Annotated in this window: 21 protein-coding genes, 1 tRNA gene and 1 other RNA gene; 7 read left to right on the forward strand and 16 right to left on the reverse strand. The window is 70.8% G+C overall.

The genetic code is table 11. The features are described from left to right. Nucleotides 1–13: 13 nt before the first annotated feature. The 7 genes from B8W67_RS02000 to B8W67_RS02030 form a co-directional block, all read right to left on the reverse strand. A complete protein-coding gene (locus B8W67_RS02000) occupies nt 14–871 on the reverse strand; it encodes a TIGR03619 family F420-dependent LLM class oxidoreductase (RefSeq protein WP_085302165.1) in 858 nt (285 codons plus the stop codon). Further along, nucleotides 868–1,494, reverse strand: coding sequence for a PaaI family thioesterase (locus B8W67_RS02005; protein WP_069391467.1), 627 nt, complete (start codon nt 1,492–1,494; stop codon nt 868–870). Before B8W67_RS02005 ends, B8W67_RS02000 begins: the two co-directional genes overlap by 4 nt. Before the next feature lie 47 nt (nt 1,495–1,541). Continuing rightward, nucleotides 1,542–4,535, reverse strand: coding sequence for a bifunctional [glutamine synthetase] adenylyltransferase/[glutamine synthetase]-adenylyl-L-tyrosine phosphorylase (locus B8W67_RS02010; protein ID WP_085302053.1), 2,994 nt, complete (start codon nt 4,533–4,535; stop codon nt 1,542–1,544). An 86-nt stretch (nt 4,536–4,621) separates the two neighbouring features. Beyond that, a complete protein-coding gene (gene glnA / locus B8W67_RS02015; RefSeq protein ID WP_069391469.1) occupies nt 4,622–5,962 on the reverse strand; it encodes a type I glutamate--ammonia ligase in 1,341 nt (446 codons plus the stop codon). A 52-nt stretch (nt 5,963–6,014) separates the two neighbouring features. Next, the gene (locus B8W67_RS02020; protein WP_085302055.1) at nt 6,015–7,517 is read right to left on the reverse strand and encodes an alpha/beta hydrolase; all 1,503 of its coding nucleotides are present in this window, start codon (nt 7,515–7,517) and stop codon (nt 6,015–6,017) included. Nucleotides 7,518–7,590: 73 nt separating this feature from the next. Continuing rightward, a complete protein-coding gene (locus tag B8W67_RS02025) occupies nt 7,591–9,144 on the reverse strand; it encodes an alpha/beta hydrolase (protein ID WP_085302057.1) in 1,554 nt (517 codons plus the stop codon). Nucleotides 9,145–9,182: 38 nt separating this feature from the next. Beyond that, nucleotides 9,183–10,574 carry a WS/DGAT/MGAT family O-acyltransferase gene (locus tag B8W67_RS02030; protein ID WP_069391472.1) on the reverse strand — a complete coding sequence of 464 codons (1,392 nt, stop codon included), beginning with the start codon at nt 10,572–10,574 and terminating at the stop codon, nt 9,183–9,185. 140 nt (nt 10,575–10,714) lie between these two features. Between B8W67_RS02030 and panB the strand changes: the two genes are divergently transcribed. Both panB and B8W67_RS02040 read left to right on the forward strand, forming a co-directional pair. Next, nucleotides 10,715–11,545, forward strand: coding sequence for a 3-methyl-2-oxobutanoate hydroxymethyltransferase (gene panB / locus B8W67_RS02035; RefSeq protein WP_069391473.1), 831 nt, complete (start codon nt 10,715–10,717; stop codon nt 11,543–11,545). 27 nt (nt 11,546–11,572) lie between these two features. Next, nucleotides 11,573–13,000, forward strand: a complete 1,428-nt coding sequence (locus B8W67_RS02040; protein WP_085302059.1) for a CYTH and CHAD domain-containing protein — start codon at nt 11,573–11,575, stop codon at nt 12,998–13,000. A gap of 3 nt (nt 13,001–13,003) precedes the next feature. On the opposite strand, the gene rnpB is transcribed toward B8W67_RS02040, so the two are convergent. Both rnpB and B8W67_RS02050 read right to left on the reverse strand, forming a co-directional pair. Further along, nucleotides 13,004–13,422: RNase P RNA component class A (gene rnpB, locus B8W67_RS02045), an RNA gene on the reverse strand. 63 nt (nt 13,423–13,485) lie between these two features. Continuing rightward, on the reverse strand, nt 13,486–14,802 hold the full coding sequence (locus tag B8W67_RS02050; protein ID WP_234806636.1) for an HNH endonuclease: 1,317 nt from the start codon (nt 14,800–14,802) through the stop codon (nt 13,486–13,488). 102 nt (nt 14,803–14,904) lie between these two features. Between B8W67_RS02050 and B8W67_RS02055 the strand changes: the two genes are divergently transcribed. Further along, nucleotides 14,905–15,645, forward strand: a complete 741-nt coding sequence (locus tag B8W67_RS02055) for a 2OG-Fe(II) oxygenase (protein ID WP_085302061.1) — start codon at nt 14,905–14,907, stop codon at nt 15,643–15,645. A gap of 10 nt (nt 15,646–15,655) precedes the next feature. On the opposite strand, the gene B8W67_RS02060 is transcribed toward B8W67_RS02055, so the two are convergent. From B8W67_RS02060 to cobC, 4 genes are read right to left on the reverse strand one after another with little or no spacing between them, the layout of a single operon-like run. After that, on the reverse strand, nt 15,656–16,753 hold the full coding sequence (locus B8W67_RS02060; RefSeq protein ID WP_085302063.1) for a bifunctional RNase H/acid phosphatase: 1,098 nt from the start codon (nt 16,751–16,753) through the stop codon (nt 15,656–15,658). Then, nucleotides 16,750–17,487: a zinc ribbon domain-containing protein gene (locus B8W67_RS02065; protein ID WP_069391477.1), complete on the reverse strand. Its 738-nt coding sequence runs from the start codon at nt 17,485–17,487 to the stop codon at nt 16,750–16,752. Before B8W67_RS02065 ends, B8W67_RS02060 begins: the two co-directional genes overlap by 4 nt. Next, nucleotides 17,484–18,641, reverse strand: a complete 1,158-nt coding sequence (locus B8W67_RS02070; protein ID WP_085302065.1) for a Nif3-like dinuclear metal center hexameric protein — start codon at nt 18,639–18,641, stop codon at nt 17,484–17,486. The genes B8W67_RS02065 and B8W67_RS02070 overlap by 4 nt, the downstream gene beginning before the upstream one ends. Before the next feature lie 28 nt (nt 18,642–18,669). Next, entirely contained in the window at nt 18,670–19,692 is a 1,023-nt protein-coding gene (cobC, locus tag B8W67_RS02075) for an Rv2231c family histidinol phosphate aminotransferase CobC (RefSeq protein WP_085302067.1), read from the reverse strand. A gap of 60 nt (nt 19,693–19,752) precedes the next feature. Here cobC and B8W67_RS02080 point away from each other — a divergent pair, with 60 nt between their 5' ends. From B8W67_RS02080 to B8W67_RS02090, 3 genes are read left to right on the forward strand one after another with little or no spacing between them, the layout of a single operon-like run. Further along, on the forward strand, nt 19,753–20,400 hold the full coding sequence (locus B8W67_RS02080) for an HAD-IA family hydrolase (protein WP_069391480.1): 648 nt from the start codon (nt 19,753–19,755) through the stop codon (nt 20,398–20,400). 1 nt (nt 20,401) lies between these two features. Further along, nucleotides 20,402–20,914: a low molecular weight protein-tyrosine-phosphatase gene (locus tag B8W67_RS02085; protein WP_264033530.1), complete on the forward strand. Its 513-nt coding sequence runs from the start codon at nt 20,402–20,404 to the stop codon at nt 20,912–20,914. Next, on the forward strand, nt 20,914–21,738 hold the full coding sequence (locus B8W67_RS02090; protein WP_069391482.1) for an SURF1 family cytochrome oxidase biogenesis protein: 825 nt from the start codon (nt 20,914–20,916) through the stop codon (nt 21,736–21,738). Before B8W67_RS02085 ends, B8W67_RS02090 begins: the two co-directional genes overlap by 1 nt. On the opposite strand, the gene B8W67_RS02095 is transcribed toward B8W67_RS02090, so the two are convergent. Next, nucleotides 21,720–22,688, reverse strand: coding sequence for a cobalamin biosynthesis protein (locus B8W67_RS02095; protein ID WP_084228568.1), 969 nt, complete (start codon nt 22,686–22,688; stop codon nt 21,720–21,722). The genes B8W67_RS02090 and B8W67_RS02095 overlap by 19 nt on opposite strands. A gap of 49 nt (nt 22,689–22,737) precedes the next feature. Between B8W67_RS02095 and B8W67_RS02100 the strand changes: the two genes are divergently transcribed. Then, entirely contained in the window at nt 22,738–23,550 is an 813-nt protein-coding gene (locus B8W67_RS02100) for an oxygenase MpaB family protein (protein ID WP_069391483.1), read from the forward strand. A 6-nt stretch (nt 23,551–23,556) separates the two neighbouring features. Here the strand turns inward: B8W67_RS02100 and B8W67_RS02105 are convergent, their stop codons facing one another. Next, a complete protein-coding gene (locus tag B8W67_RS02105; protein WP_085302071.1) occupies nt 23,557–24,027 on the reverse strand; it encodes a hypothetical protein in 471 nt (156 codons plus the stop codon). Between the two features lie 23 nt (nt 24,028–24,050). After that, a tRNA-Val gene (locus B8W67_RS02110) sits at nt 24,051–24,125 on the reverse strand. Between the last annotated feature and the right edge of the window lie 58 nt (nt 24,126–24,183).

Genomic DNA, 24,183 nt, shown 5'->3' on the forward strand with positions numbered 1-24,183 from the left:
GCACGCGCCGAGGTCAGTCGAGCCGGTAGTCCTCGCGGAAGCGCTTCATGCCGTCGATCTTCTCGGTGAGGGTGGCCTGCGGGCCGCTGTAGAACATCCAGGGCATGGTGAGGATCCCGGTGATGCCCGCCTCCTCGGCGCGTTGGTGGTCGGCGATCGACAACGCGTCGGTCAGTGGAGTCAGGATCGTGAAATCATCGGTCGACAAACCGTTTTCGGCGCGTAGGGCGCGCAGCCGTCCGGCCACTTCGATGGCGCGGTCGGTTTTGATCAGATCCCCGATCCAGCCTTCGTTGCGTGCCGCACGACGCAGCGCGATGTCGCTGAGCCCACCGACATAGATCGGGATCGGTGGCGGTGTCGGTGTCATCTCCAGTTTCGGAGTGGTGTAGAACTCGCCGTCGAATTCGGTCCAGCCGGGCTGCCACAGTTGACGCATCAGCGTCAGCATCTCGTCGGTGCGACGCCCGCGCCGGTCGAACCGCTGGCCCATCAGCGCGAATTCCTCGGCGCACCAGCCGACCCCGATGCCCAACTCCACCCGACCGGAGGCCAGCAGCGCGGCGGTGCCGATCGCCTTGGCCGCCGAGTACGGGTCACGCATCGCCGGGATATAGACCGTGGTCACAAAACGCAGCCGGGTGGTCACCGAGGCCAGCGCCCCGGCCAGCACCCAGGGGTCGGGCCAGTCGGTGAACGCCTCCCAGCGACGCTGCCCGTCACGGGTGTACGGATACGGCGTCTGCAGGGTCTCCAGGTTGACGACATGGTCGGGGATGCCGACACCGTGGTAGCCGAGTTCATCGGCGGCCCGGGCGACCTCGACAACCTCGCGGGTGTCGAGGAACGCGGTGCTGATGTAGTACTTCACCGCTGATCCCTGGCCCACGCCGGCATGATGAACACCCCGTCGGCCTCCACGGTGATCCCCTCGGTGTCGCTGATATGACCGTGGGCGTAGGCCTTGATGCCGTCCACGCGGTCCAGCCGCGCCTCGGCGCGCAGCCGACCCAGCGGGGTTCCGCGCAGATACTTGCACGTCAGCGTGCCGGTGAAGAACGGTTTGCTCAACTGGTCGCTGGCCACCTCGCCGAGAATGTGGTCCAACACCAGGGCGCACATCCCGCCGTGCACCCATCCCGGCGGGCCCTCATAGGCCGCCCCGAGGTCGAACTCGGCCCAACACCCGCGATCGGTGTACTGGATGTCCAGCGGCGGGGCGATCGCGTTGCGGCCGCCCACCACCGGGTTGCCCCACGCGATCGGGCGTCCGGTGCCTTCGTGACGCAGCGTGCGGGTGCCGTCCTGCTCGGCGACGGTCAAGGTGGCGGTGACCGCTTCGATGGCGTGCTGGGCCTGCTCGATGGTCTGCCCGTCGACGCCGGTGCGTACGGCGGCGTCGATCAGGTCGCGGATCGCCTGGGTGAACGGTGTGTAGACCGCTTGGGCTCGTTCATGCTCATCGGCGCTGATGGCATCGAAGGTGAAGTCCACCCATCCTTACTAGCATCACGGCCGGCGCCCGCAGCCCCCGGGCGGGCTCACTCATCGAAGACCTTGCGCACCACCGCTTTGGCACGACGGGTCACCCGCAGGTAGTTGTCCAGGAACTCGCTGCCGTCGTCGTTGTGCCAACCGGCGGCCACCGCCACCGCGTTGAGCTGCCGACCGGGCCCGGGAAGCTGGTCGGTGGGTTTGCCCCGCACCAGCACCAGGGCGTTGCGCGCCCGGGTGGCGGTCAGCCAGGCGTGACGCAGCAGCTCCACGTCCTCACCGGCGAGCAGACCCGCATCGGCGATCGCGGTCAACGTCTCCAGAGTCGAGGTGTTGTGCAGTGCCGGGATTTCGTGGGCGTGGCGCAGCTGCAGCAGTTGCACCGTCCATTCCACGTCCGCCAGCCCCCCGCGCCCGAGCTTGGTGTGGGTGTTGGGATCGGCCCCGCGGGGCAGCCGCTCGGCGTCGACGCGCGCCTTGATCCGCCGGATCTCGCGCACCGCAGCCTCCGAGATCCCCTCGGCCGGGTAGCGGGTGTCGTCGATCATCAGCAAAAACCGGTGCCCGAGGTCCGGGTCGCCGGCCACCGGGTGGGCGCGCAGCAGGGCCTGCACCTCCCACGGCTCGGCCCAGCGCCGGTAGTAGGCGGCGTAGGAGCCCAGAGTGCGCACCAGGGGCCCGCTGCGGCCCTCCGGGCGCAAGTTGATGTCGACGTCCAGCGGCGGGTCGACGCTGGGGGTGGCCAGCAGGGCGCGGACCTGCTCGGCCATCGAGATCGCCCAGCGCACCGCCACCCCGTCATCGACGCCGGCGGCCGGCTCGCAGACGAACATGACATCGGCGTCGGAGCCGTAGCCCAGTTCGCGCCCGCCCAACCGGCCCATCCCGATCACCGCGATCGTCGCCGGGGCCTGCGCCTCGCCGGGCAGGTTGGCCCGGATCACCACGTTCAGCGCCGCCTGCAGCACCGCGGCCCACACCGAGGTGAGCGCCGCGCACACCGCCGGCACATCGAGCAGGCCCAGCAGGTCCGCCGACGCCACCCGGACCAGCTCGTGGCGACGCAACGCGCGGGCGGCGGCGATTGCACGCACCGGGTCGACGTAGCGGGCCGCCGACTTGATCAGCGCACCGGCCACCGCGCCGGGCTCGGTGTCGAGCAGTTTCGGCCCGCGCGGCCCGTCGCCGTAGGACTGCAGCACGTCGGGGGCGCGCATCAACATCTCCGGGATGTACGCCGACGTGCCGAGCACCTGCATCAGCCGTTTGGCCACCGCGCTCTCGTCGCGCAGGGTCGCCAGGTACCAGTGGTAGTCGGTCAGCGCCTCGCTGAGCCGACGGTAGGCCAGCAGGCCCGCGTCGGGGTCGGGGGTGTCGGACAACCAATCCAACAGGCCGGGCAGCAGCACCGCCTGCACGGTGCCGCGCCGCCCGCTCTGGTTGATCAGCGCGTCGAGGTGGGCCAGCGCACTGCCCGGGCTCTCGTAACCCAGCGCCACCAGTTGGCGTTCGGCGCCCTCGGCGGTCAGGCCGTCGGCGAACTGCAACTCCGCACGCCCGACCAGCTCCAGCAGCGGCTGATAGAACAGCTTGGCGTGCAGCCGTGACACCCGCAGGTTCTGGCGTTTGATCTCGTTGCGCAGCACCCCGAGTGCGTCGCGACGGCCCTGCGGGCGGATGTGGGCGGCGCGGGCCAGCCAGCGCAGCGCCTCGTCGTTGTCGGGGGCGGGCAGCAGGTGGGTGCGTTTGAGCCGCTGCAGTTGCAGACGGTGCTCCAACAATCGCAGGAACTCGTAGGACGCGGTGAGGTTGGCGCTGTCGTCGCGACCGATGTAGCCGCCGGCACCGAGTGCGGCCAGTGCGTCAACGGTGGATGCCACGTGCAGCGAGGAGTCGCTGCGGCCGTGCACCAGCTGCAGAAGCTGCACCGCGAACTCCACGTCGCGAAGCCCCCCGGTGCCGAGTTTGATCTCGCGTTCCCGCACCTCCGCGGGGACCAGACGCTCCACCCGCCGGCGCATCGCCTGAACCTCGGGCACGAAGTTGTCCCGTTCGGAGGCGGTCCACACCATCGGCTGCAGCGCCTCGATGTACTGCTGGCCCAACTCGGGGTCACCGGCCGCCGGCCGTGCCTTGAGCAGCGCTTGGAACTCCCAGGTTTTCGCCCACCGCTGGTAGTAGGCGATGTGGGAGTCCAGGGTGCGGACCAGTTCGCCCTGGTTGCCTTCCGGGCGCAGCCCCGCGTCGACGGCGAAGAAGGTCTCCGACGCCAGCCGCATCATCTCCCCCGCGACCCGGGTGGTGCGCGCGTCGGCGTGCTCGCCGACGAAGATGACATCGACATCGCTGACGTAATTGAGCTCGCGCCCACCGCATTTGCCCATCGCGATCACTGCCAGACGCGGCGACGGGTCGGTGCCGCAGACGGCGTGTTCGGCGACGCGCAGCGCCGCGGCGAGCGCCGCGTCGGCCAGATCGGACAAGTGCGCCCCGACCACCGGGAACGCCAGCACCGGTTCGTCCTCGACGGTCGAGGCCAGGTCCAGCGAGGCCAACACCAACAGCCGGTCCAGGTAGCACAGGCGCAGCCGCGCCATCACCGTCTCCGCCGGGTCGTCGACGTCGCCGTGGGCCGCGGTGAACTGCTCGTGCAACTGCTGCGGGGACGGCAGCGCGGCACTGTCGGTGCCGCCGCGCAGCAGCCGCCAGGACTGTGGATGGGCGACCAGATGATCGCCGAGTGCGAGCGAGGCGCCCAACACCGCGAACAACCGCCCCCGCAGGGTGCGGTCGGTGAGAAGCTGCGCGTCGAGTTCGGGCCAGTCGTCACCGAGGGCCTCGGCCAACCGGACCAGCGCCAACAGCGCGACGTCGGCGTCGGCGGCCCGCGACAGCGACCAGAGCAGCTCCAGGTGGGCGCGGTCGTCGTGAGCGCTCCAGCCAAGCCGGGCCAGGTCGGCGGCGGCGTTGGGGTGCACCAGACCCAGCCGGCCGGCGCTCGGCAGGGTGCGGCGTTGGGTGGACGGTCCGGTCACCCCCACGACGGTAGCGCACCATCGCACCGGCGCCGACCGGTGAAACCCGGACGCTCAGCGCGCGTTACAGAGACAGGGTTACAGAGACAGGTTTACAGAGACAGGTAGGTGCGAAGCTCGTACGGGGTGACGTGGCTGCGGTAATTCGACCACTCCGCACGCTTGTTGCGCAGGAAGAAGTCAAACACCTGCTCGCCCAACGCCTCTGCGACCAGTTCGGAGCCCTCCATGGCCCGCAACGCGCTGTCGAGGCTGCCCGGAAGCTCCCGGTAGCCCATGGCGCGGCGCTCCTCGGAGGTCAGATCCCAGACGTTGTCCTCGGCCTGCGGACCCAGCACATACTCCTTTTCCACGCCGCGCAGGCCCGCGGCGAGCAGTACCGCGAATGTCAGATACGGGTTGCACGCGGAGTCGGGGCTGCGCACCTCGATGCGGCGCGACGACGTCTTGTGCGGGCTGTACATCGGCACCCGCACCAGCGCCGAGCGGTTCGACGCTCCCCACGACGCGGCGGTGGGCGCCTCACCGCCGTGAATGAGTCGTTTGTAGGAGTTCACCCACTGGTTGGTAACGGCGCTGATCTCGTGGGCGTGTTCCAAAATCCCGGCGATGAACGACTTTCCGACGTCGGAGAGTTGCAGCGGGTCATCGGGGCTGTGGAAGGCGTTGACTTCGCCTTCGAACAGGCTCATGTGGGTGTGCATCGCCGAGCCCGGGTACTGGCCGAACGGTTTGGGCATGAACGTGGCGCGCACACCCTCGTCGAGGGCGACCTCTTTGATCAGGTAGCGAAACGTCATCACGTTGTCGGCCATCGACAACGCGTCGGCGTAGCGCAGGTCGATCTCCTGTTGGCCGGGCGCGTTTTCGTGGTGGCTGAACTCCACCGAGATGCCCATCGACTCCAGCGCGCCGATCGCGTGGCGGCGAAAGCCCGACGCCGAGTCGTGCACGGCCTGGTCGAAGTAGCCGGCGTTGTCCGACGGCACCGGCTCCGAGCCGTCCTCCGGCCCGGGCTTGAGCAGGAAGAACTCGATCTCGGGGTGCACGTAGCAGGTGAAACCGAGATCGCTGGCCTTGGCCAGTTGCCGGCGCAGCACATGGCGCGGGTCGGCCCACGCCGGTGACCCGTCGGGCATGGTGATGTCGCAGAACATCCGCGCCGAGTGCGGCTGGCCGCTGCCGTCGGTCCAGGGCAGCACCTGAAACGTCGACGGGTCCGGGCGTGCCACCGTGTCGGATTCGAAGACCCGCGCGAACCCCTCGATCGAGGAGCCGTCGAAGCCGACCCCTTCCTCAAACGCGCCTTCGAGTTCGGTGGGGGCGATCGCCACCGATTTCAGATAGCCGAGCACATCGGTGAACCAGAGTCGGACGAACCGGATGTCGCGTTCCTCCAGGGTGCGCAGCACGAACTCCTTCTGCCGGTCCATGAAAAGAAGCGTAGGCCACCGGGTGTTAAATCTGGGTTACAAGCCGCGACGGTCAGCAGCGCAGCTGCGCCGGCGGGCTGGCCTGGTGGATCAGATACCGCAGGACCGCGGTGTCCACGCAGCGGCTGCCGCTGAACACCACCGTGTGCTGGGTGCCCTCGTAGCTGATCAGCGGCGCGCCGAGTTGGCGGGCCAGACTGACCCCGGACTGATACGGGGTGGCCGGGTCGTGGGTGGTGGACACGACGACGGCTTTGCCCGGTGCCGCCTTGGCGACGGGCCGGGCGGCCCCGGAGGCCGGCACCGGCCACAGCGCACACACGTCGCGGGGGGCGTAGCCGGTGAACTCGCGGTAGCTCAGAAACGGCGCCTGCTGACGGATCCGGCGGTCGGCGTCGACCCAGGCGGCCGGGTCGGTCGGTGTGGTGGCGTCCACGCAGCGCACGGCGTCGAAGCTGTCCTGGATGTTGCCGTAGTGGCCCTGGGCGTCACGCTGCTCGTAGTCGTCGGCCAGTGCCAGCAGTGCGTCGGCGCCGGTGCCGGTCTGCAGCCCGCGCAGCCCGTTGGTCAGATACGTCCAGTACTGCGGGGTGTACAGCGCGTTGAGGGTGCCGGTGATCGCATCGGCGTAGCTGAGTCCGCGCGGGTCGCGGGTGGGCGCCGGCCGCGCGACGAGTGGGTCGACCAGCGCCCGGTAGCGGGCCACCGCCTTGGTGGGGTCGGTGCCCAGCGGGCAGCCGGCGGAGTGGGCGCAGTCGGCGGCGTAGTCGTTGAACGCCACCTGGAATCCGGCCATCTGGGCGACGTTCGCCTCGATCGGGTCGACGCTGGGATCCACCGCGCCATCGAGCACCATGGCGCGCACCCGTTCCCCGAAGCGTTCCAGGTAGGCCGCGCCCAACTGGGTGCCGTAGCTGTAGCCGAGGTAGTTGATCTGTTCCTCGCCGAGCAGCTGGCGCACCATGTCCATGTCACGGGCAGCCGACGCGGTTCCCACGTTGGCCAGAAAACCCGCGCCCATCCGGTCCACGCAGCGCTGAGCCCGTTGGCTCAGCAGCGCCTCGATGTGGGCCACCCCGGCGGGACTGTAATCGACCATGGGCTCGCGCCGGTACGCGTCGAATTCCGCGTCGGTGCGGCACCGCAGTTGCGGGGTGGAATGCCCCACCCCGCGCGGATCGAAGCCGACCAGGTCGAAGTGCTGGCCGACGGGGGTGTCGCGCAGTGCGGCGGCCATGCCCGCCGCCGCGTCGACGGCGGAGGCGCCCGGCCCACCGGGGTTGACGAGCAGCGCGCCGACGCGCTGGCCGGTGGCCGGCACCCGCAGCACCGCCAACCGGGCCTGGGCGCCGGCGGGGTCGGCATAGTCGACCGGGACCGCCAGCATGGTGCACTGGGCGGTGGGGATCTCGCTGGTGTCGACCAGTTGGCCGCAGCCGGTCCAGTTCGGTGTGCCGGGGTGGGCGTCCGGCGATTCCGGTGCCGCGGCGGCAGGAGCGGCGACCACGGTCCCGAACGCGAGCAGCACCGAGCTCAACAGTCTCAGGCGCCCCATAGGATGACATCGTCGCAGCCCTACGCTGCGAAACGGTTACGGCCGGGTCTCAGTTGACGTCGACCGGGTCGATCTAGCTGCCCGCGCAGCGGGTGTCCGGCGGCGGCAGGGTGCCGTCGATCAGATAGGCGCTGGCGACGTCGTCGACGCACTCCTCGCCCTGGAACACCACCGTGTGCTGGGTGCCCTCGTAGGTGAGCAGACCCCCGCCGAGTTGCTCGGCCAAGTCCACCCCCGCCTGATACGGGGTGGCCGGGTCGCCGGTGGTCGAAACCACCAGCACCGGAGGAAGTCCCGGCGCCGAGACCGTGTGCGGCTCACTGGTGGGCGGCACCGGCCAGAACGCGCACGTGCCCAGCGGGGCGTCGCCGGTGAACTCCCCGTAGCTCATGAACGGCGCCACCTCACGGGCCCGGCGATCCTGCTCGATGACCTTCTCCCGGTCGGTGACCGGCGGCTTGTCGACGCAGTTGACCGCGACCCGCGCGTCCGTGGCGTTGGTGTAGTGGCCGGTCTTGTCGCGGTTCATGTACAGATCCGACAGCACCAGCAGGGTGTCACCGCGACCGTCGACCAGTTCGTTCAGACCGTCGGTCAGGTGCGTCCAAAACGCCGGGGAGTACAGCGACAAGATGGTGCCGACGATCGCGTCGTTGTAGCTCAGCCCCCGCGGATCGCGGGTCTTCGCCGGCTTGTCGACCAGCGGTTCCACCAGCGACAGGTAGACGTCGACGGCCTTGTCCGGGTCGCTGCCCAGCGGACACTCCGGTCCCGCGGCGCAGTCGGCGGCGTAGTCGTTGAACGCGTCTTGGAATGCGGCCATCTGGCGCAGACCCTCTTCGAGCGGGTCGGCGTTGGGGTCGACCGCCCCGTCGAGGATCATCGCGCGCACGTTCTCCGGGAACGCCTCGGCGTACGCCGATCCGATGCGGGTGCCGTAGGAATAGCCCAGGTAGGTGAGCTTGTCGTCGCCGAGGGCCTCCCGGATGGCGTCGAGGTCGCGGGCGACGTTGACGGTGCCGAGGTTGGCCAGGAACTTCTCGCCGACCTTGTCCACGCAACGCTGCACGAATTCCTTGGTCTCCTGCTCGATCTCCTCCACCCCTTCGGGGCTGTAGTCGACCTGGGATTCGGCGCGGAGTCGATCGTTGTCGGCGTCGGAGTTGCACCACACCGCGGGGCGCGACGAGGCCACCCCGCGCGGGTCGAAACCGACCAGGTCGAAGCGCTGGCGGATCTGGTCGGGCATCGACCCGACCAGGTTGATCGCCGCCTCGATGCCCGACTCGCCGGGCCCGCCGGGGTTGATGACCAGCGATCCGATCTTGTCGCCGGTGGCCGGGAACCGGATCAGCGCCAACGTCGCCACGTTGGCGGGGTCGTCCTCGTCGTCGTCGTAGTCGATCGGAACGGCCACCTTGCCGCACTGTGCGCCGGCCGGCAGTTTCGCCGCCGCCCCGGGTGAGACCCGGCAGCGATCCCACTTGACCTTCTCGCCGATCTTCGGCGAGCTCAGCACCGCATTGCCGTCGACGACCCGCACACATCCGCCGAGCACCAACCCGACGGCGGCGAGCACAGTCCAGACCAACAAGGTGCGCGCGAACGGTGCGCGGTGGCTGCTCATGGCACCCCATGCTGCCATGCGCACATGCAGACCTCGTCTCACCGGGTCGCCGCCAGCAACTCCTCCATGCCCGGGCCGAAGCCGTCGGCGAGCGCCCACAGGTCCGGCATCAGCTCCGGGCAGGCGATGATCCCGACGTTGAGCTTCCCGGCGAGGCTCATCACGGTGATGTTCAACCCGGAGCCGTGAAAAATCGGTCCGATCGGGTACATCGCGGTGATCTGCGACCCCAGGAAGTACAGCGGCTCCTGGGGGCCGGGCACATTGGAGATCACCAGGTTGTGCACCGGTCGGCTGCTGGTCAGCCCGGTGCGCGCATACAGGCGCATCGCCACCCCGAACACCGCCGGCGCGGCGAACTGCGAAAAGTCCTGCAGCAGGGTGGCGCTGATCGCCGAGCTGTGCTGTTTGGCGACGGCGTTCTGTTCGGCGATGGCCTCCAGCCGGTCCACCGGGTCGGCGACCTGGGTCTCCAGCTGCGAGAACATTCCCGACACCTGGTTGCGGCCGGGCCGATCGGATCTGCCGTGCACCGACACCGGGACCATCGCCACCAGCGACGTCTCCGGCAGTTCACAGCGATCCAGCAGGTACTGGCGCAACACGCCGGAGACCAACGCCATCACCACATCGTTGACCTTGACGTCGAAGTGGTTTTTGACCGTCTTGATGTCCTCGAGGTCCAACTGGGTGAACGCGACACTGCGGTTCGCGCTGATGCGGGCGTTGAACGGGGTCCGCGGCGCGGCGAACGGGCGCGCCATGGTCAGCCCGGTGCGCACCCGATCCAGCGTGTTGACCACCGACGAGACCGCGCCGGGCAGGGCGTTGGCCAGGTTCAGCGGCCGCGACACGAAGCGCGCCAGCCCGCCGGCGGCGATGCGCAGCGCGCTGGCGTCGCCCTCCCCCGCCACCGGCTCGGGGTCCGGGGAATCCGGTTCGGTGCTGCACAGCGTCGACATGAGGTTGGCGCCGCTGACGCCGTCGACCGCGGCGTGATGGACCTTGGTCAGCACCGCGACCCGGCCGCCCTTGCTGGCCTCGGTCCCGTCGATCCCCTCGATCACCCACGTCTCCCACAGCGGCCGGCTGCGGTCCAGCGGCAGACCGGCGATGTGGCCGACGATCTCGGCGAGTTCCGCGCGCCCTCCCGGCGGGGGCAGCCCGATGCGGTGCAGGTGTCGTGACACGTCGAAGTCGGTGTCTTCCACCCACACCGGGTGGTCGATGTTCAGCGCGGAGTCGGAGAGCTTCTCGCGGAACTGCGGCATCGCCGTCATCCGCCGGGCCAGCGCGTCGCGGAACGCCTCGAAGCTGTAACCGCCGGGCATCGTGGAGGTGTCCAGATCCAGAAGGGAGCACACATGGAGTGGCTGGGTGGAGGTCTCCAGATAGAGGAAACTGGCGTCAAGTCCGCTGAGCCGCTGCATGCCGCTGATCGTATGTGAGAAATTCCACTGGAGCTTCATGTTCAGCCGGAGTGCGATAAATGGCACACTGGCAGATGTCAGACGAACCCGGGGACCCGGCAGGGCCTCGAGGATTCGACCCGACCACTCAAGGGACATTGATGTCTGAGCACAGTGTTTATGGGGGGTCCGCGCCGCGCGCCCAGACCCGCATCCACCACCTGCAGAAGATGAAGGCCGAAGGGCACAAGTGGGCGATGCTCACCGCCTACGACTACTCCACCGCCCGGGCGTTCGACGACGCCGGCATCCCCGTGCTGCTGGTCGGCGACTCGGCCGCCAACGTCGTCTACGGCTACGACACCACCGTGCCGATCTCCATCGACGAGTTGATCCCCCTGGTTCGCGGGGTGGTGCGTGGGGCTCCGCACGCGCTGGTCGTCGCCGACCTGCCGTTCGGTAGTTACGAATCGGGACCGCAGGCCGCGCTGGCGGCAGCCACCCGCTTCATGAAAGAGGCGGGCGCCCATGCGGTGAAACTCGAGGGCGGGGAACGCATCGCCGACCAGATCGCCACGCTCAGCGCCGCCGGGATTCCGGTGATGGGCCACATCGGATTCACCCCGCAAAGCGTCAACACGTTGGGCGGGTTCCGCGTACAGGGGCGCGGCGAGGCCGGCGAGCAGACGATCCTCGACGCGATCGCGGTCGCCGAGGCCGGCGCGTTCTCGGTGGTGATGGAGATGGTGCCCGCGGAGTTGGCCACCCAGATCACCGGCAAGCTGACCATTCCCACCGTCGGCATCGGTGCGGGCCCCAACTGCGACGCGCAGGTCCTGGTCTGGCAGGACATGGCCGGCCTCACCACCGGCAAGACGGCCCGGTTCGTCAAACGATTTGGTGACGTGGGGTCCGAATTGCGTCGGGCGGCAAGCGATTACGCCAATGAGGTGGCCAGCGGAGCCTTCCCCGCCGACGAACACTGCTTCTGACCGGGCGACTGTGGCACGCTGGCAGGTATGGCTGCCGGCGCCGCCCACGCGGAGGTCGAGCGCAAGTTCGACGTCGATGAGTCGACGCCGCCGCCGAACTTGGCGCGTCTCGTCGCTGCGGTGCATCGTGGCGACCCGGAGTCGCTGGACGCCGAGTATTTCGACACCGAGGGCCACGACTTGGCGGCCCGCCGGATCACGTTGCGGCGCCGCCTCGGTGGCACCGATGCCGGCTGGCATCTGACACTCCCCGCCGGGACCCACACCCGATTCTGGGCACCGCCTCACAGTGAGACCACTGCACCGCCGGTGTTGGTCGATCGGGTGCGAGCCGTGGTGCGCGACCGCCCGCTGGGCCCGATCGCCCGGATCGCCACCACCCGGGTGACCTCGACGCTGCACGACGACACCGGCGCGGTACGCGCGCAATTCCACGACGACCGGGTCGCGGCCTGGACGTGCGATTCTGAGATGGCCACCCTCCGGTGGCGCGAGTGGGAGATCGAGCTCACCGACCCCGACGACCGCGCGTTGTTGACCCGCCTGACCACCGCAGTGCGCCACGCCGGCGCGCACCCAGCGGGCCAACCGTCGAAACTCGCCCGGCTGGTGGGCGAACCGGCGCCGCACCGCCCGGGAGACGCGCTGCGCCGCGCCTTGGCCGACCAGGTCGAGGCGCTGCTGCGCTGGGACCGTGCGGTGCGCGACGACGCCGACGACGCGATCCACCAGATGCGGGTGACGACCCGCAGGATCCGCAGCCTGCTGCGCGACGGCGGCCTCGGCGCCGACACGGTCGTGCTCGATGAGCTGCGCGAGTTGGCGGCCCTGCTGGGTTCGGCCCGCGACGCGGAGGTCCTCGCCCAGCGTTACCGCGCGGCGTTGGACGCGCTCGACCCGCAGTTGGTGCGGGGTCCGGTCCGCGCACGTCTGGTCGGCGGCGCCGAGCGTGCTTATCACCGCGGGTGGCGCCGGGTGGTGGGCGCACTGGACACCGCCCGCTACTTCCGGCTGCTCGACGGGCTCGACGCGCTGGTCGCCGATTCCTGCGCGCCGTCGACGTCGGCGTCCGGCAGCGTGTCAGCGGCCTACAAGCGGCTGCGCCGGGCGGCGAAGAACACCGCCGGGACGGCCGGCAGCGGGCGCGATGAAGCGCTGCACCGGATCCGCAAGGCCGCCAAACGGCTGCGCTACCTCGCCGCGGCGTCCGACACCCGCGGCGGCGCCAAGGTGGCCCGTCGCGCCGCCGCGATCCAGACATTGCTCGGTGAGCACCAAGACAGCGTGGTCGCCCGCACGCACCTGCGTCAGCAGGCCGACGCCGCGCACGCCGCCGGCGAGGACACCTTCACCTACGGTCTGCTCCACGAGCGGGAGGAGCTGCTGGCCCGAGACCGGCGCAGCCACCTCGATGCGGCGTTGGACAAGCTCGCCAGGGCGATGCGGCGATGGTGAGGGCGGACGAGCTGGCCTGTAAGCCGGATTCTGTTCCGTGCCGCCATCACTGGCGGCGCGGCGGCGACCATCCATCTGGACACACCGTCGCCGGGTGCCTCGAGCGGCCTACCCGCAGACTCGGGCGAGCAACCCTTGAACGTCTGCGCGACCACGGCGCAAGCCGCGGCCTTCTTGGCCTTGCTTCGGGTGGGGTTTGCCGAGCCATCCCGGTCACCCGGGATGCTGGTGCGCTCTTACCGCACCGTTTCACCCTTACTGGCCGACCGGGTCGGACAGCGGTCTGTTTTCTGTGGCACTTTCCCGCGAGTCACCTCGGATTGCCGTTAGCAATCACCCTGCTCTGTGAAGTCCGGACTTTCCTCGACCCGCTGGGTGGACCCGAAAGCCGCCCCACGGGCCGCGGCCGCCCGGCCAACTCGTCCGCGCTCATACCGTACTCGCCGGCGCGGAGCTCGGCCATCCACGGCGTCGCCGCCGGCCCGTCAGGCGGCGTGCGGATCGGCATAAGCGACTCGCACCGGCCTGGTGGGACCGACGACGTCGAGCCACGGCGGGCCGGTCGGCATCGCCGGTGCGGTGCCCACATACCGCGCACCGGTCGGCGTGCGGAACTCGACGCGATGACGCCCCGACAGGCCGTCACGACTTGCCCGCGCCCGCCATCCGGCGGCTTCCTTGGTGTAGTTGCAGCGTTCACACAAGCCGAGCCCGTTGACCGCCGTGGTGGGTCCACCGCGGGAGTGCGCGGTGGCGTGGTCGTGGTGGCGGATGGGGGCGTCGCAGTACGGGGTGCGGCACTGCTGGTCGCGCAGCGTGATGAACTCGGCGAGGCCCCGGGGGAAGATCCGCGCCCGCGACTCCATCGCCACCAGGGCCTTCGAGGACGGGCACGCGTAGAGCCGGCGCAGCGTCGCGTTCGAGCGCGGGTCGGTGGCGGCCGAGGCGATCCACTGCGCGGCGATCGCCGCCGGGACCGGACCGTAGCCGGGTAGCAGCGCCGATCCCGGGGCCTTGCCCAGCAGCACGTCGTCGGAGAGCACCAGGTTGACCGTCACCGGTGTGGGCACATCGGCGGCACGCCCGGTCACCGCCTCGACCAGGCTGTCGGCCATCACCTGACCGCGGCTGCGACCGTCGGCGGTGGTGTCGGCCTTGCGCTTGAGCGCCGCGTACACCGCTACCCCCTGGGTCACCGGAAGCAACGCGGTCAGATAGGTCATGGTGTCCGGCGCCGGACGGATCGACACGCACCGGTCGTTGGGGGCCTTGGCGGCACGGTCGACCACCGCCTTGGGGTCGAGCCGGTAGGCCACCGCTTTGGCGGCGGCTGTCAGCCGGGCATCACCGAGGCCCTCGAGATCGCTGCGGTCGGCGCAGAGTTCGGCGTCGAGCCGCCGACGGTGCTCGACCCCCAGACAGGCCGACTCGCGTACCAGCAGCGTGGCCCGCCACTCCGAGAGCGCCCCGCAGGCCAGGGCCGCCAGCGTGTGGGGCATCTCGTTGACCAGCGCCTTCGCCAAGCCCAGATGGCGCCCGCCGCGTGCCGGGGCGTCCCGCCGCGCCAGGGCCACCTCACCGGCCACACCCCGGCCGCGCATCGCCGACGGCACCCCCGCCGCGGCCTCGTCGGCGCGACGGCCGGCGTCCAGTGCGGCCGTGGCCCGCGCCTGTCCGGCCGCCGCGGCGGATTTGAGTCGCTCCAACACGGCGATCCGCTCGATCAGCTCCGCCTCCGACAGCCCCGCCTGCACGGTGGCGACGTCGGCCACCGCGGCGGTCAGGTCGCTGGCGTTGATCATGCTGTCACGCTAAACCGACCCTCTGACATTCATCGGGCACCACCGCCAGGACCCGGACGTATCGTCGGGGACATCCCCGACGCACCCGACCGGAGGCACCCGATGGCGACCAGCGCACCGCGGCAGAGCGCACCGACACCGTGGCAGGGTCGCGTCGAGCGCGGCGACTGGGCCACGATCACCGAGGAGATCAACGCGACCGGGGGTGCACTGCTGCCCCGGTTGGTCACCACCACCGAGGCCGCACGGCTGCGCCGCCTCTTCGACGACGACACCCGGTTTCGGGCCACCGTCGACATGGCCAGCCACCGCTACGGGTCCGGCCGCTACCGCTATTTCACCACCCCCGTCCCCGACCCGGTCGATGCTCTCAAGCACGCCCTGTACCCGCGGTTGCTGACGATCGCCCGCGACTGGTGGGCCAAACTGGGCCGCGACGCCCCCTGGCCGGACACCCTGGATGACTGGCTACGCCGCTGCCACGACGCCGGTCAAAGCAAACCGACCGCCCTGATGCTGCGCTATCACCAGGGCGATTGGAATGCACTGCACCGGGATCTCTACGGCGACTTGGTTTTTCCGTTGCAGGTGGTGATCAACCTCAGCGACCCCGACACCGACTACACCGGCGGAGAATTCCTCCTGGTGGAACAGCGGTTCCGCGCCCAGTCACGCGGCACCGTCGCCCAGATCCCGCAGGGCCACGGCTATCTGTTCACCACCGGTGAACGGCCCATCGAATCCACCCGCGGCTGGTCGGCGGCGGCGGTGCGCCACGGCGTGTCGGTGCTGCGCTCCGGTCAGCGTTACACCCTGGGGCTGATCTTCCACGACGCCGCGTGAGGCGGCCGCCTCACAGGTAGGCGGTCTGGTTGACCAGTCGTACCGCCGCTCCCCCATCCGGGAAGAACTCGGCGATCGACAGCGACGCCAGGTCCAGGTGCAACCGGTAGAGCACCGTCGGTCCGGCGTCAAGCGCCTGGCGCAGCAGGGTTTTGATCGGCGTGACGTGAGAGACCACCAGCACCGTGGTGCCGCCGTGCGCAGCGATGATCCGGGTGCGGGCACGCCGGACCCGTTGAGCCACCGCGTCGAAGCTCTCCCCTCCGGGCGGGGTGGTGGCGGTGTCACCCAACCACTGTCGGTGCAGCTGCGGGTCCCGTTCGGCGGCCTCGGCGAACGTCAGTCCCTCCCAGGAGCCGAAGTCGGTTTCGATCAGGTCGTCGTCGACGGTGACATCGAGCCCGAGCGCGTCGGCGGCGGCCGACGCGGTGGCTGTGCAGCGCTGCAGCGGGGAGCTGACCACCGCGCCGATCCCGCCACGGTCGGCCAGATAGCCGGCGGCCGCGGCGGCCTGCGCCCGACCGAGCTCGGTGAGCTCGGGGTCGCCGCGCCCGGAGTAGCGTCGCGCCACCGACAGTTCGGTCTGCCCGTGTCGCAGCAACAACAGTCGGGTGGGCGTGCCGCGGGCTCCGGTCCACCCCGGGGCGCTGGGTTTCTCGGTGACCGTCGCCGCGGGCCGGTCCGGCTCGGTCCCCGCGGCGGGCTCGGCGGCGACATCCATCGCCTCGTTGGCCAACCGATCGGCGTGGGAGTTCTTCGCCCGCGGGATCCAGCGGTAGTCGATCCGGTCGAAGCGGGCCGCCAGCTCGCGCGCCTGGGCGTTCAACGGCACCAGGTCGGGATGCTTGACCCGCCATCGCCCGGCCATCTGTTCGACCACCAGTTTGGAGTCCATCAACACCGACACCTCGGTGGCGCCGACGGCGGCCGCCTCGCTGAGACCCGCGATCAAACCCCGGTATTCGGCGACGTTGTTGGTGGCGCGTCCGATGGATTGCTTGCTCTCGGCGAGCACCCGGGCCCGGTCGTGGGACCAGACCACCGCGCCGTAGCCGGCCGGGCCGGGGTTACCGCGCGATCCACCGTCCGCTTCGACGACGACCTTCACGCGGGGGCGCCCTTGATGCGCAACAGGATTGCGCCACACTCCGGGCAGCGCAGCACGTCGTCGTCGGCGGCCGCGGAGATCCGGGCGAGCTCCCCGCGGTCGATCTCGATCCGGCAGGCCCCACACCGGCCGCCCAGCAACTGACCGGCACCGACGCCGTTGCGGCCGCGTTGACGCTCGTACAACTCCATCAACGCGGTGTCGATCGCCGCGGCCAACTCGTCCCGGCGGGCGGAGCGCTGCTCCCGGGTGGCAGCAATCGCGGTCTGAGCCTCCTCGAGGGCTCGGCGCGCGGCGTCCAGATCGGCGCTCAGCCCGGCAACCGTGGCGGCTTCGCTGGTCTGCTGGGTCTGGAGTTCCTCGCGCCGTTCCATCACCTCCAGCAGTGAATCCTCGAGGCTCTCGCGGCGGCGGTGCAGCGTGTCGAGTTCGTGCTGCAGGTCGGTGAGCTGTTTGGCGTCGATCGTCCCGGAGTCGAGTAGCCGGCGGTCGCGGTCCTCGCGCTGACGCACCCCGTCGATGTCGGCTTCGAAACGCGCGACCTCACTGTCGAGGTCCTCGATCGCGAGCCGCAGAGCGCCCAACCGGTCCTCGGCGGCGACGTGGTCGTCGGTCAACCGGTCGGCCTCGGCACGCTCGGGCAGGTGCGCCGACCGGTGGTCGAGTCGACCCAGTTCGGCGTCCAATTCGGCAAGCTCCAGCAAGTTTTGCTGTTGCGCCACTGCGGCTTTCATTCGCGCCCTTCCGACGGACTTGGGTCTACTGCTTCTGCTGGGTCGACATTCCACGGGTCGGTGCGCACGTCGGAGACGGTGACCGGCAGGTCGTCGCCGAACGCGGCGCGCAGCAGCGCGCCGGCCTGGTGGCACCACGGGTATTCACTGGCCCAGTGTGCTACATCGACCAGCGCCACCGACGAGGCACGGCGGTGCTCGTCGGCGGGATGGTGCCGCAGGTCGGCGGTGACGTAGGCCTGCACGTCCGCGGCGGCCACCGTGTCCAGCAGTGAATCCCCGGCACCGCCGCAGACCGCGACCCGCGCCACGGTCGCATACGGATCACCGGCGGCGCGCACCCCCCACGACGTGGCCGGCAGCGCGTCGCGGACCCGCGCGGCGAACGCGCCGAGCGGCTCGGGCCTGTCCAACACCGCGATGCGCCCGAGGCCCACCTCGGTGGGCACCGGCTGCATCGCGAAGATGTCGTAGGCCGGTTCCTCGAAGGGGTGCGCGGCGCGCAGCGCGGCGAGCACCCGTCCGCGGTCGCGGGCCTCGGCGATCACCTCCACGCGGTCCTCGGTGACGTGTTCGACGGTGCCGACCGCGCCGATCGTGGGGTCCGCCCCGTCCATCGGCAGGAACTGCCCGGTGCCGGTGACGCTCCAACTGCAGTGGGTGTAGTCGCCGATGCGGCCCGCCCCCGCGGCGAAGATCGCCGCCCGCACCGCCTCGGCGTCGTCGCGGGGTACATAGATCACCCACTTGTCGGTGTCGACGACGGCCGGGCGCGGCTGCAGCACCGCCTCGACGGTGAGCCCGAGGGCCTCGGCCAGCGCGTCGGAGACCCCGGGGGCCGCCGAGTCGGCGTTGGTGTGGGCGGTGAACAGCGCGCGGCCGGTGCGGATCATCCGGTGCAGCAGCGCCCCTTTGGGGGTGTCGGCGGCGACGGTGTCCACCCCGCGCAGCAGCAGCGGATGGTGCGCCAGCAGCAACCCACGCTCGGCGACCTCGTCGACGACGGCCGCGGTCGCATCCACCGCGATCGTCACCGACTCCACCGGCTCGTCGGGATCCCCGCAGACCAGCCCGACCGAATCCCACTGCTGGGCCAGCCGCTCAGGGTAGGCGGCCTCCAGCACGTCGATCACGTCGGCCAACCGCACCGTCATGGCACGTCCCTCCTTCTCCTCGAACCTCTCACCGCAGCGCCTGCCCGATCGCCTCGACCAACGCCGGCCACTGCGGGCGCACCGCCGCCCGCAGGTAGGTGTCGTCGAGCCCGACGAACGTGTCGCAGCGTCGCACCGCGATCCCGGCGGCAGCCAGCCGGGTGCGCACCCGGGGCGCCTCGGGCACCCGGAACAGCACGAACGGTGCCTGCCCGTCGACCACCTGCGCACCCACCGCGGCGAGCCCGGCGGCCATCTGCGTGCGCAGTCGCGCGAGTTCGGCGGCGTCGACGGCGGCCTCGGCCACCGCGGCGGGGGCGCTGCACGCGGCCAGTGCGACGAGCTGCAGGGTGCCCACCGGCCAGTGTGCCCGCCGCGCCGCCAGCCGGGCCAGCACCGACGGCGCCCCGAGCGCATAGCCGACCCGCAGCCCGGCCAGCGCCCAGGTTTTGGTCAGGCTGCGCAGCACCACCACGTCGGGCAGCGACTCGGCGGCCAGCGAGCCGGGCTCACCGCCGATCGCGTCGGCGAACGCCTCGTCGACCACCACGATCCGGCCGGGCCGGCGCAACGCCAACACCTGCTCGCGGCGATGGACGACCGCGGTCGGGTTGGTCGGGTTGCCCACCACCACCAGGTCGGCGTCCTCGGGCACCGCCGCGCCGGCGAGCGTGAACGGCGGGGCCAGCACCACCTGGGTCAGGGGGACACCGGCGCCGGCCAGCGCGACCGCCGGTTCGGTGAACGACGGGGCCAGCAGCGCGGCGTGCCGCGGGGCGAGGTTGGGCAGCAGCGCGAAGCCTTCGGCGGCGCCGGCCAGCGGCAGCACCTCGTCGGCATCGCGACCGTGACGTGCGGCGATCGCCTGCACAGCGGCGCGGTGATCGTCGTCGCCGGGGTAGCCCGCCAGGTCGGGCAGGCGCGCGGCGAGGCGGCGCACCAGCCACGGCGGCGGATGGCGGTGTCGGACGTTGACCGCGAAGTCCAGCATGCCGGGCGCCACCGCCTGATCGCCGTGATACCGCAGCGCGGTCGGGTCCGGACTCGCCACAGGCCAAACAGTAGTGCTCCTCGGCGCGGGCTCACCGGCCACGTCGGGGAGAATGGGGATGTGGCAGACGTGCATCTGGTTCTCTTCGACCTGGACGGCACCCTCACCGATTCGGCGGACGGGGTGGTGGCCAGCTTCCGCCACGCCCTGGCGCGGGTCGGCGCGGCCGCCCCCGACGGCGATCTGCGCGGCACCCTGGTGGGCCCGCCGATGCACCAGACCATGGCCGCCCTCGGGCTCGGCGCACAGGCCGATGCGGCGATGGCCGCCTACCGTGCCGACTACACCGCCCGGGGCTGGCTGATGAACGACGTGTTCGACGGGATCCCGGCGCTGCTGGCCGATCTGCGCGCCGCCGGTGTGCGGATGGCGGTGGCGACGTCGAAGGCCGAACCGACCGCTGCGCGGATCCTCGACCACTTCGGGCTCGCGGAGTTCTTCGAGGTGATCGCCGGGGCCAGCCCCGACGGTGCCCGCGCCACCAAGAAACAGGTGCTGGCCCATGCGCTGGCCCAATTGACCCCGCTGCCCACGCGGATGCTGATGGTCGGTGACCGCAGCCATGACGTGGTCGGAGCGGCCGCCCACGGCATCGACACGGTGCTGGTCGGCTGGGGATACGGAGGAGAGGACGTGATCGACGAGGACACCGGCGTGGCCGCCCGCGTCGCGACCGTCACCGAGTTACGGGAGGTTCTGGGTGTCTGACCTGGCTGCGTCACCGCAGGCACGGCTGCATGTCACGTTCGTGTGTACCGGCAACATCTGCCGGTCACCGATGGCGGAGAAGATGTTCGCCCAACAACTCGCCGACCGCGGCCTGAGCGAGGTGGTGCGGGTCAGCAGCGCCGGCACCGCCGACTGGCATGTCGGCAAGGGCGCCGACGAGCGCACCAACCAGGTGTTACGCGACCGCGGCTACCCCACCGAACACCGGGCCGCCCACGTCGGCGACGACCATCTCGGCGCCGATCTGGTGGTGGCGTTGGGGCGCAACCACGCCCGGCTGCTGTGTCAACTCGGTGTGCCCGAGGATCGGGTGCGGATGTTGCGGTCGTTCGATCCGCGTTTCGGTGCGGTCGCCCCCGACGTCGAGGACCCCTACTACGGGGACGCGGCCGATTTCGACGAGGCGTTCACCGTCATCGCTGCCGCGCTGCCGGGTCTGCACCGCTGGGTCGATGAGCAACTGCTCGACGACTCCGACGGCCGGGCGGGTTGATGGGGCGGTTGGCGTTTCTGCTGCGGCCGGGCTGGCTGGCGCTGGCGGTGGTCGTGGCGGCGTTCACCTACTTGGCCTTCACGGTGCTCGCACCGTGGCAGCTGGGCAAGAACACCGAAACCCACCGGGAGAACAGCCAGATCGAGCATTCGCTGACCGCCGACCCGGTTGCGGTGACCACCCTGCTGCCCCGTCAGGACTCCGCCGCCCCCGACGCCCGCTGGCGACGGGTGACCGCCACCGGGCGGTATCTGGCCGACAAGCAGGTGCTGGTGCGGCTGCGGGTCATCGACGGCCAGCCCGCGTTCGAGGTGCTGGCCCCGTTCGTCGTCGACGGAGGCCCGACCGTGCTGGTCAACCGCGGCTACGTGCGTCCCGCGCAGGGCTCGGAGGTGCCGGCGATCCCGCCGCCACCGACCGAGACGGTCGACATCACCGCCCGGCTGCGCAACTCCGAGGGCGTGATCCCGGGCAAGGACCCGATGGTCGCCGACGGGTTCGCGCAGGTGTACTCGATCGACACCGGGCAGGTGTCGGCGCTGACCGGGGTGCCGCTGACCGGGTCGTATCTGCAGTTGGTCGACGACCAGCCCGGCGGGCTGGGGGCGTTGAGCCTGCCGCGCCTGGACGCCGGGCCGTTTCTGTCCTACGGCATCCAGTGGATCGCGTTCGGGATCATCGCGCCGATCGGGTTGGGCTACTTCGCCTACACGGAGCTGCGGGCACGGCGCGCCGAACGTCAACAGGCCGGGCGCCAGCAGAGCACCACCGCGCCGCAGACGGTGGAGGAGAAACTCGCCGACCGCTACGGCCGGCGACGCTGACCCGGCGCCACGGCGGCCGCCAGGAGCACCGCGAGTGCCGCGGCACCGGCCTGCACGGCCCGCGACAGCCGTACCGCACGGCGCAGGTCGGCGACGGTGGGGTCGGGACCGGCCCCCAGCGACGGGCGGATCTGGAGCTCGTGACGGTAGGCGGTGGGTCCACCCAGACGCACCCCGAGTGCCCCGGCGAAACCGGCCTCCACCACCCCCGCGTTGGGGCTGGGATGGCGCGCGGCGTCGTCGCGCCACGCCGCCGTCGCGGCCGTCGCCGAGCCGCCGACCAGCGGCGCACACGCCGCGGCCAGCAGGCCGCTGAGCCGCGCCGGCAGGTAGTTGACCACGTCGTCGAGGCGGGCGGCGGCCCAGCCGAACCGGGCGTAGCGCGGTGAACGGTGCCCGACCATCGCGTCGAGGGTGTTGATCCCGCGGTAGCCGAGCACCCCGGGAAGCCCGCCGACCGCGGCCCACAGCAGCGGCGCCACCGCGGCGTCGCTGGTGTTCTCCGCCACCGACTCCACCGCGGCGCGGGTCAGGCCGTCGGCGTCGAGTTGGGCTGGGTCGCGCCCGCACAGCGACGGCAACAGCGCCCGGGCGCCGCGCTGATCGCCGGTCTCGAGCAGCTCGGCCATCACCAGCCCGACGTTGCCCAGGGTCGCTCCGCCGAGTGCCGCCCAGGTGGCCGCGGCGGTCGCGGCGGTGGTGGCGGTCGGGCCCAGGCGGGCGGCGCCGCGCTCGGTGAGCGCCGCGGCGCCGGCCAGCGCCCCGATCAGGATCCCGACGTGCCGGACCCCGGCGGCCCGGGCATCGCGGTAGCCGCGGCGCTCCAGCGCCCCGGCGACCCGCCCGAATCCGGCGACCGGGTGGCGCCGCCGCGGGTCGCCGACGGCCACATCGACCAGAAAGCCCAGCGCGATGCCGGCACCGCGCGGGCCCAGTCTGGGCACAAACACCCCGGAAGCGTCTCATACCTGGTGTACTGCCCAGGGAGGAGGCAGATCAATGCCACGTCGTATCACCCGGGTCGTTGACCTGTTGAGCCCCGCGGCCGCGCTGTTGCCGGCCGCCAACGTGATCATGCAACTCGCCCGCCCCGGCGTCGGTTACGGCGTGCAGGAGAGCCGGGTCGACAGCGGCAACGTCTACAAGCACCCGTTCAAACGGGCCCGCACCACCGGGACCTACCTCGCGGTGGCGACCATCGGTGAAGAATCCGACCGCCGGCTGTACCGCAAGGAGGTCGACCGGGTGCACCGACTGGTGCGCTCCACGCCGGCCAGCCCGGTGCGCTACAACGCCTTCGACCCGAAACTGCAGCTGTGGGTGGCCGCCTGCCTGTACCGCTACTTCGTCGACCAGTACGAGTTTTTGCACGGGCCGCTCGACGACGCGGCCGCCGACGCCGTGTACGCCGACGCCCAGCGGCTGGGCACCACGCTGCAGGTGCGCCCCGAGATGTGGCCGGCGGATCGGGCTGCGTTCCAGCGGTACTGGGCCGACTCGCTGGACGAGCTGCGGATCGACCCGCCGGTGCGTGAGCACCTGCGCGGGGTGGCCGCGATGGTGTTCCTGCCGTGGCCGCTGCGGCTGGCCGGGCCGCTCAACCTCTTCGCCACCACCGGGTTTCTCTCACCTGAGTTCCGCGAGATGATGCAGTTCGAGTGGTCCCCGGCCCAGCAGCGGCGCTTCGAGTGGCTGCTGGCGGCGCTGCGGCTGGCCGACCGTCTGGTCCCGCAACGGATGTGGACCGTGGGTTATCGGGCGTTCCTGTGGGACATGCGGTTCCGGGCGCGGTGTGGGCTGGCGGTGGTGTAGCCGGCGTCAGTGCGGGCACGCCTCGGACAGTTCGTTGATCTCATCGGTGATCTGCGCGTTCACCGCGTACATCTGGTAGACGATCGGTGGGGGCTTGTCGCCCGACTCCGCATCGGCCTCGGATGCGGCGCGCAGCCGAGGCAGGTTGTCGACGAACTGTGACGCCAACTCCGCCACGCGCACCGAACGGTAGGCCAGCGCGGCGTCGGTGACCTTGCCGGCGCGTTCGGCCAGCCCGTCCGCCCAGTGCCGGTACTCGTCGATGTCGGCGTCGTTCCCGGACTGCTCCTCGTGGTCCGCGATCTGCTTGGCTTGGGCTTGGTTGAACTCCAGCAGATCCCGCACCGGGCGGCATTCCTCGGGGGTCTTGTTGAACACGGTCTCCCAGATCACAAGAATCCCGGCGGCGAGCACGATGATCGCCGGCCAGATGATCAACCGCTTGTTGAGCTTCCCGGTGAACTTCGTGAACTTCATTGCCTGAACCCTAACGCCTGCGTTGGTGGGCGCGGACGGTATCGAACCGCCGACCGCTGGTGTGTAAAACCAGAGCTCTACCACTGAGCTACGCGCCCCTGATCGGGCAGAGTACCGGGCGCGGCGGGCACGCCCCAAAACGATGCCGCCGGCGCT

It is taken from the genome of Mycolicibacillus koreensis (assembly GCF_002104795.1).
GTDB lineage: Bacteria > Actinomycetota > Actinomycetes > Mycobacteriales > Mycobacteriaceae > Mycobacterium > Mycobacterium koreense.

Coding starts and splice junctions, on each gene's coding strand:
- B8W67_RS02070 (WP_085302065.1), bottom strand. CDS start 18,641: ATGACGGTGCGGTTGGCCGACGTGATCGACGTGCTGGAGGCCGCCTAC.
- B8W67_RS02050 (WP_234806636.1), bottom strand. CDS start 14,802: ATGATCAACGCCAGCGACCTGACCGCCGCGGTGGCCGACGTCGCCACC.
- B8W67_RS02100 (WP_069391483.1), top strand. CDS start 22,738: ATGCCACGTCGTATCACCCGGGTCGTTGACCTGTTGAGCCCCGCGGCC.
- B8W67_RS02020 (WP_085302055.1), bottom strand. CDS start 7,517: ATGGGGCGCCTGAGACTGTTGAGCTCGGTGCTGCTCGCGTTCGGGACC.
- B8W67_RS02090 (WP_069391482.1), top strand. CDS start 20,914: ATGGGGCGGTTGGCGTTTCTGCTGCGGCCGGGCTGGCTGGCGCTGGCG.
- glnA (WP_069391469.1), bottom strand. CDS start 5,962: ATGGACCGGCAGAAGGAGTTCGTGCTGCGCACCCTGGAGGAACGCGAC.
- B8W67_RS02105 (WP_085302071.1), bottom strand. CDS start 24,027: ATGAAGTTCACGAAGTTCACCGGGAAGCTCAACAAGCGGTTGATCATC.
- B8W67_RS02065 (WP_069391477.1), bottom strand. CDS start 17,487: ATGAAAGCCGCAGTGGCGCAACAGCAAAACTTGCTGGAGCTTGCCGAA.
- B8W67_RS02055 (WP_085302061.1), top strand. CDS start 14,905: ATGGCGACCAGCGCACCGCGGCAGAGCGCACCGACACCGTGGCAGGGT.
- B8W67_RS02025 (WP_085302057.1), bottom strand. CDS start 9,144: ATGAGCAGCCACCGCGCACCGTTCGCGCGCACCTTGTTGGTCTGGACT.
- B8W67_RS02030 (WP_069391472.1), bottom strand. CDS start 10,574: ATGCAGCGGCTCAGCGGACTTGACGCCAGTTTCCTCTATCTGGAGACC.
- B8W67_RS02040 (WP_085302059.1), top strand. CDS start 11,573: ATGGCTGCCGGCGCCGCCCACGCGGAGGTCGAGCGCAAGTTCGACGTC.
- panB (WP_069391473.1), top strand. CDS start 10,715: ATGTCTGAGCACAGTGTTTATGGGGGGTCCGCGCCGCGCGCCCAGACC.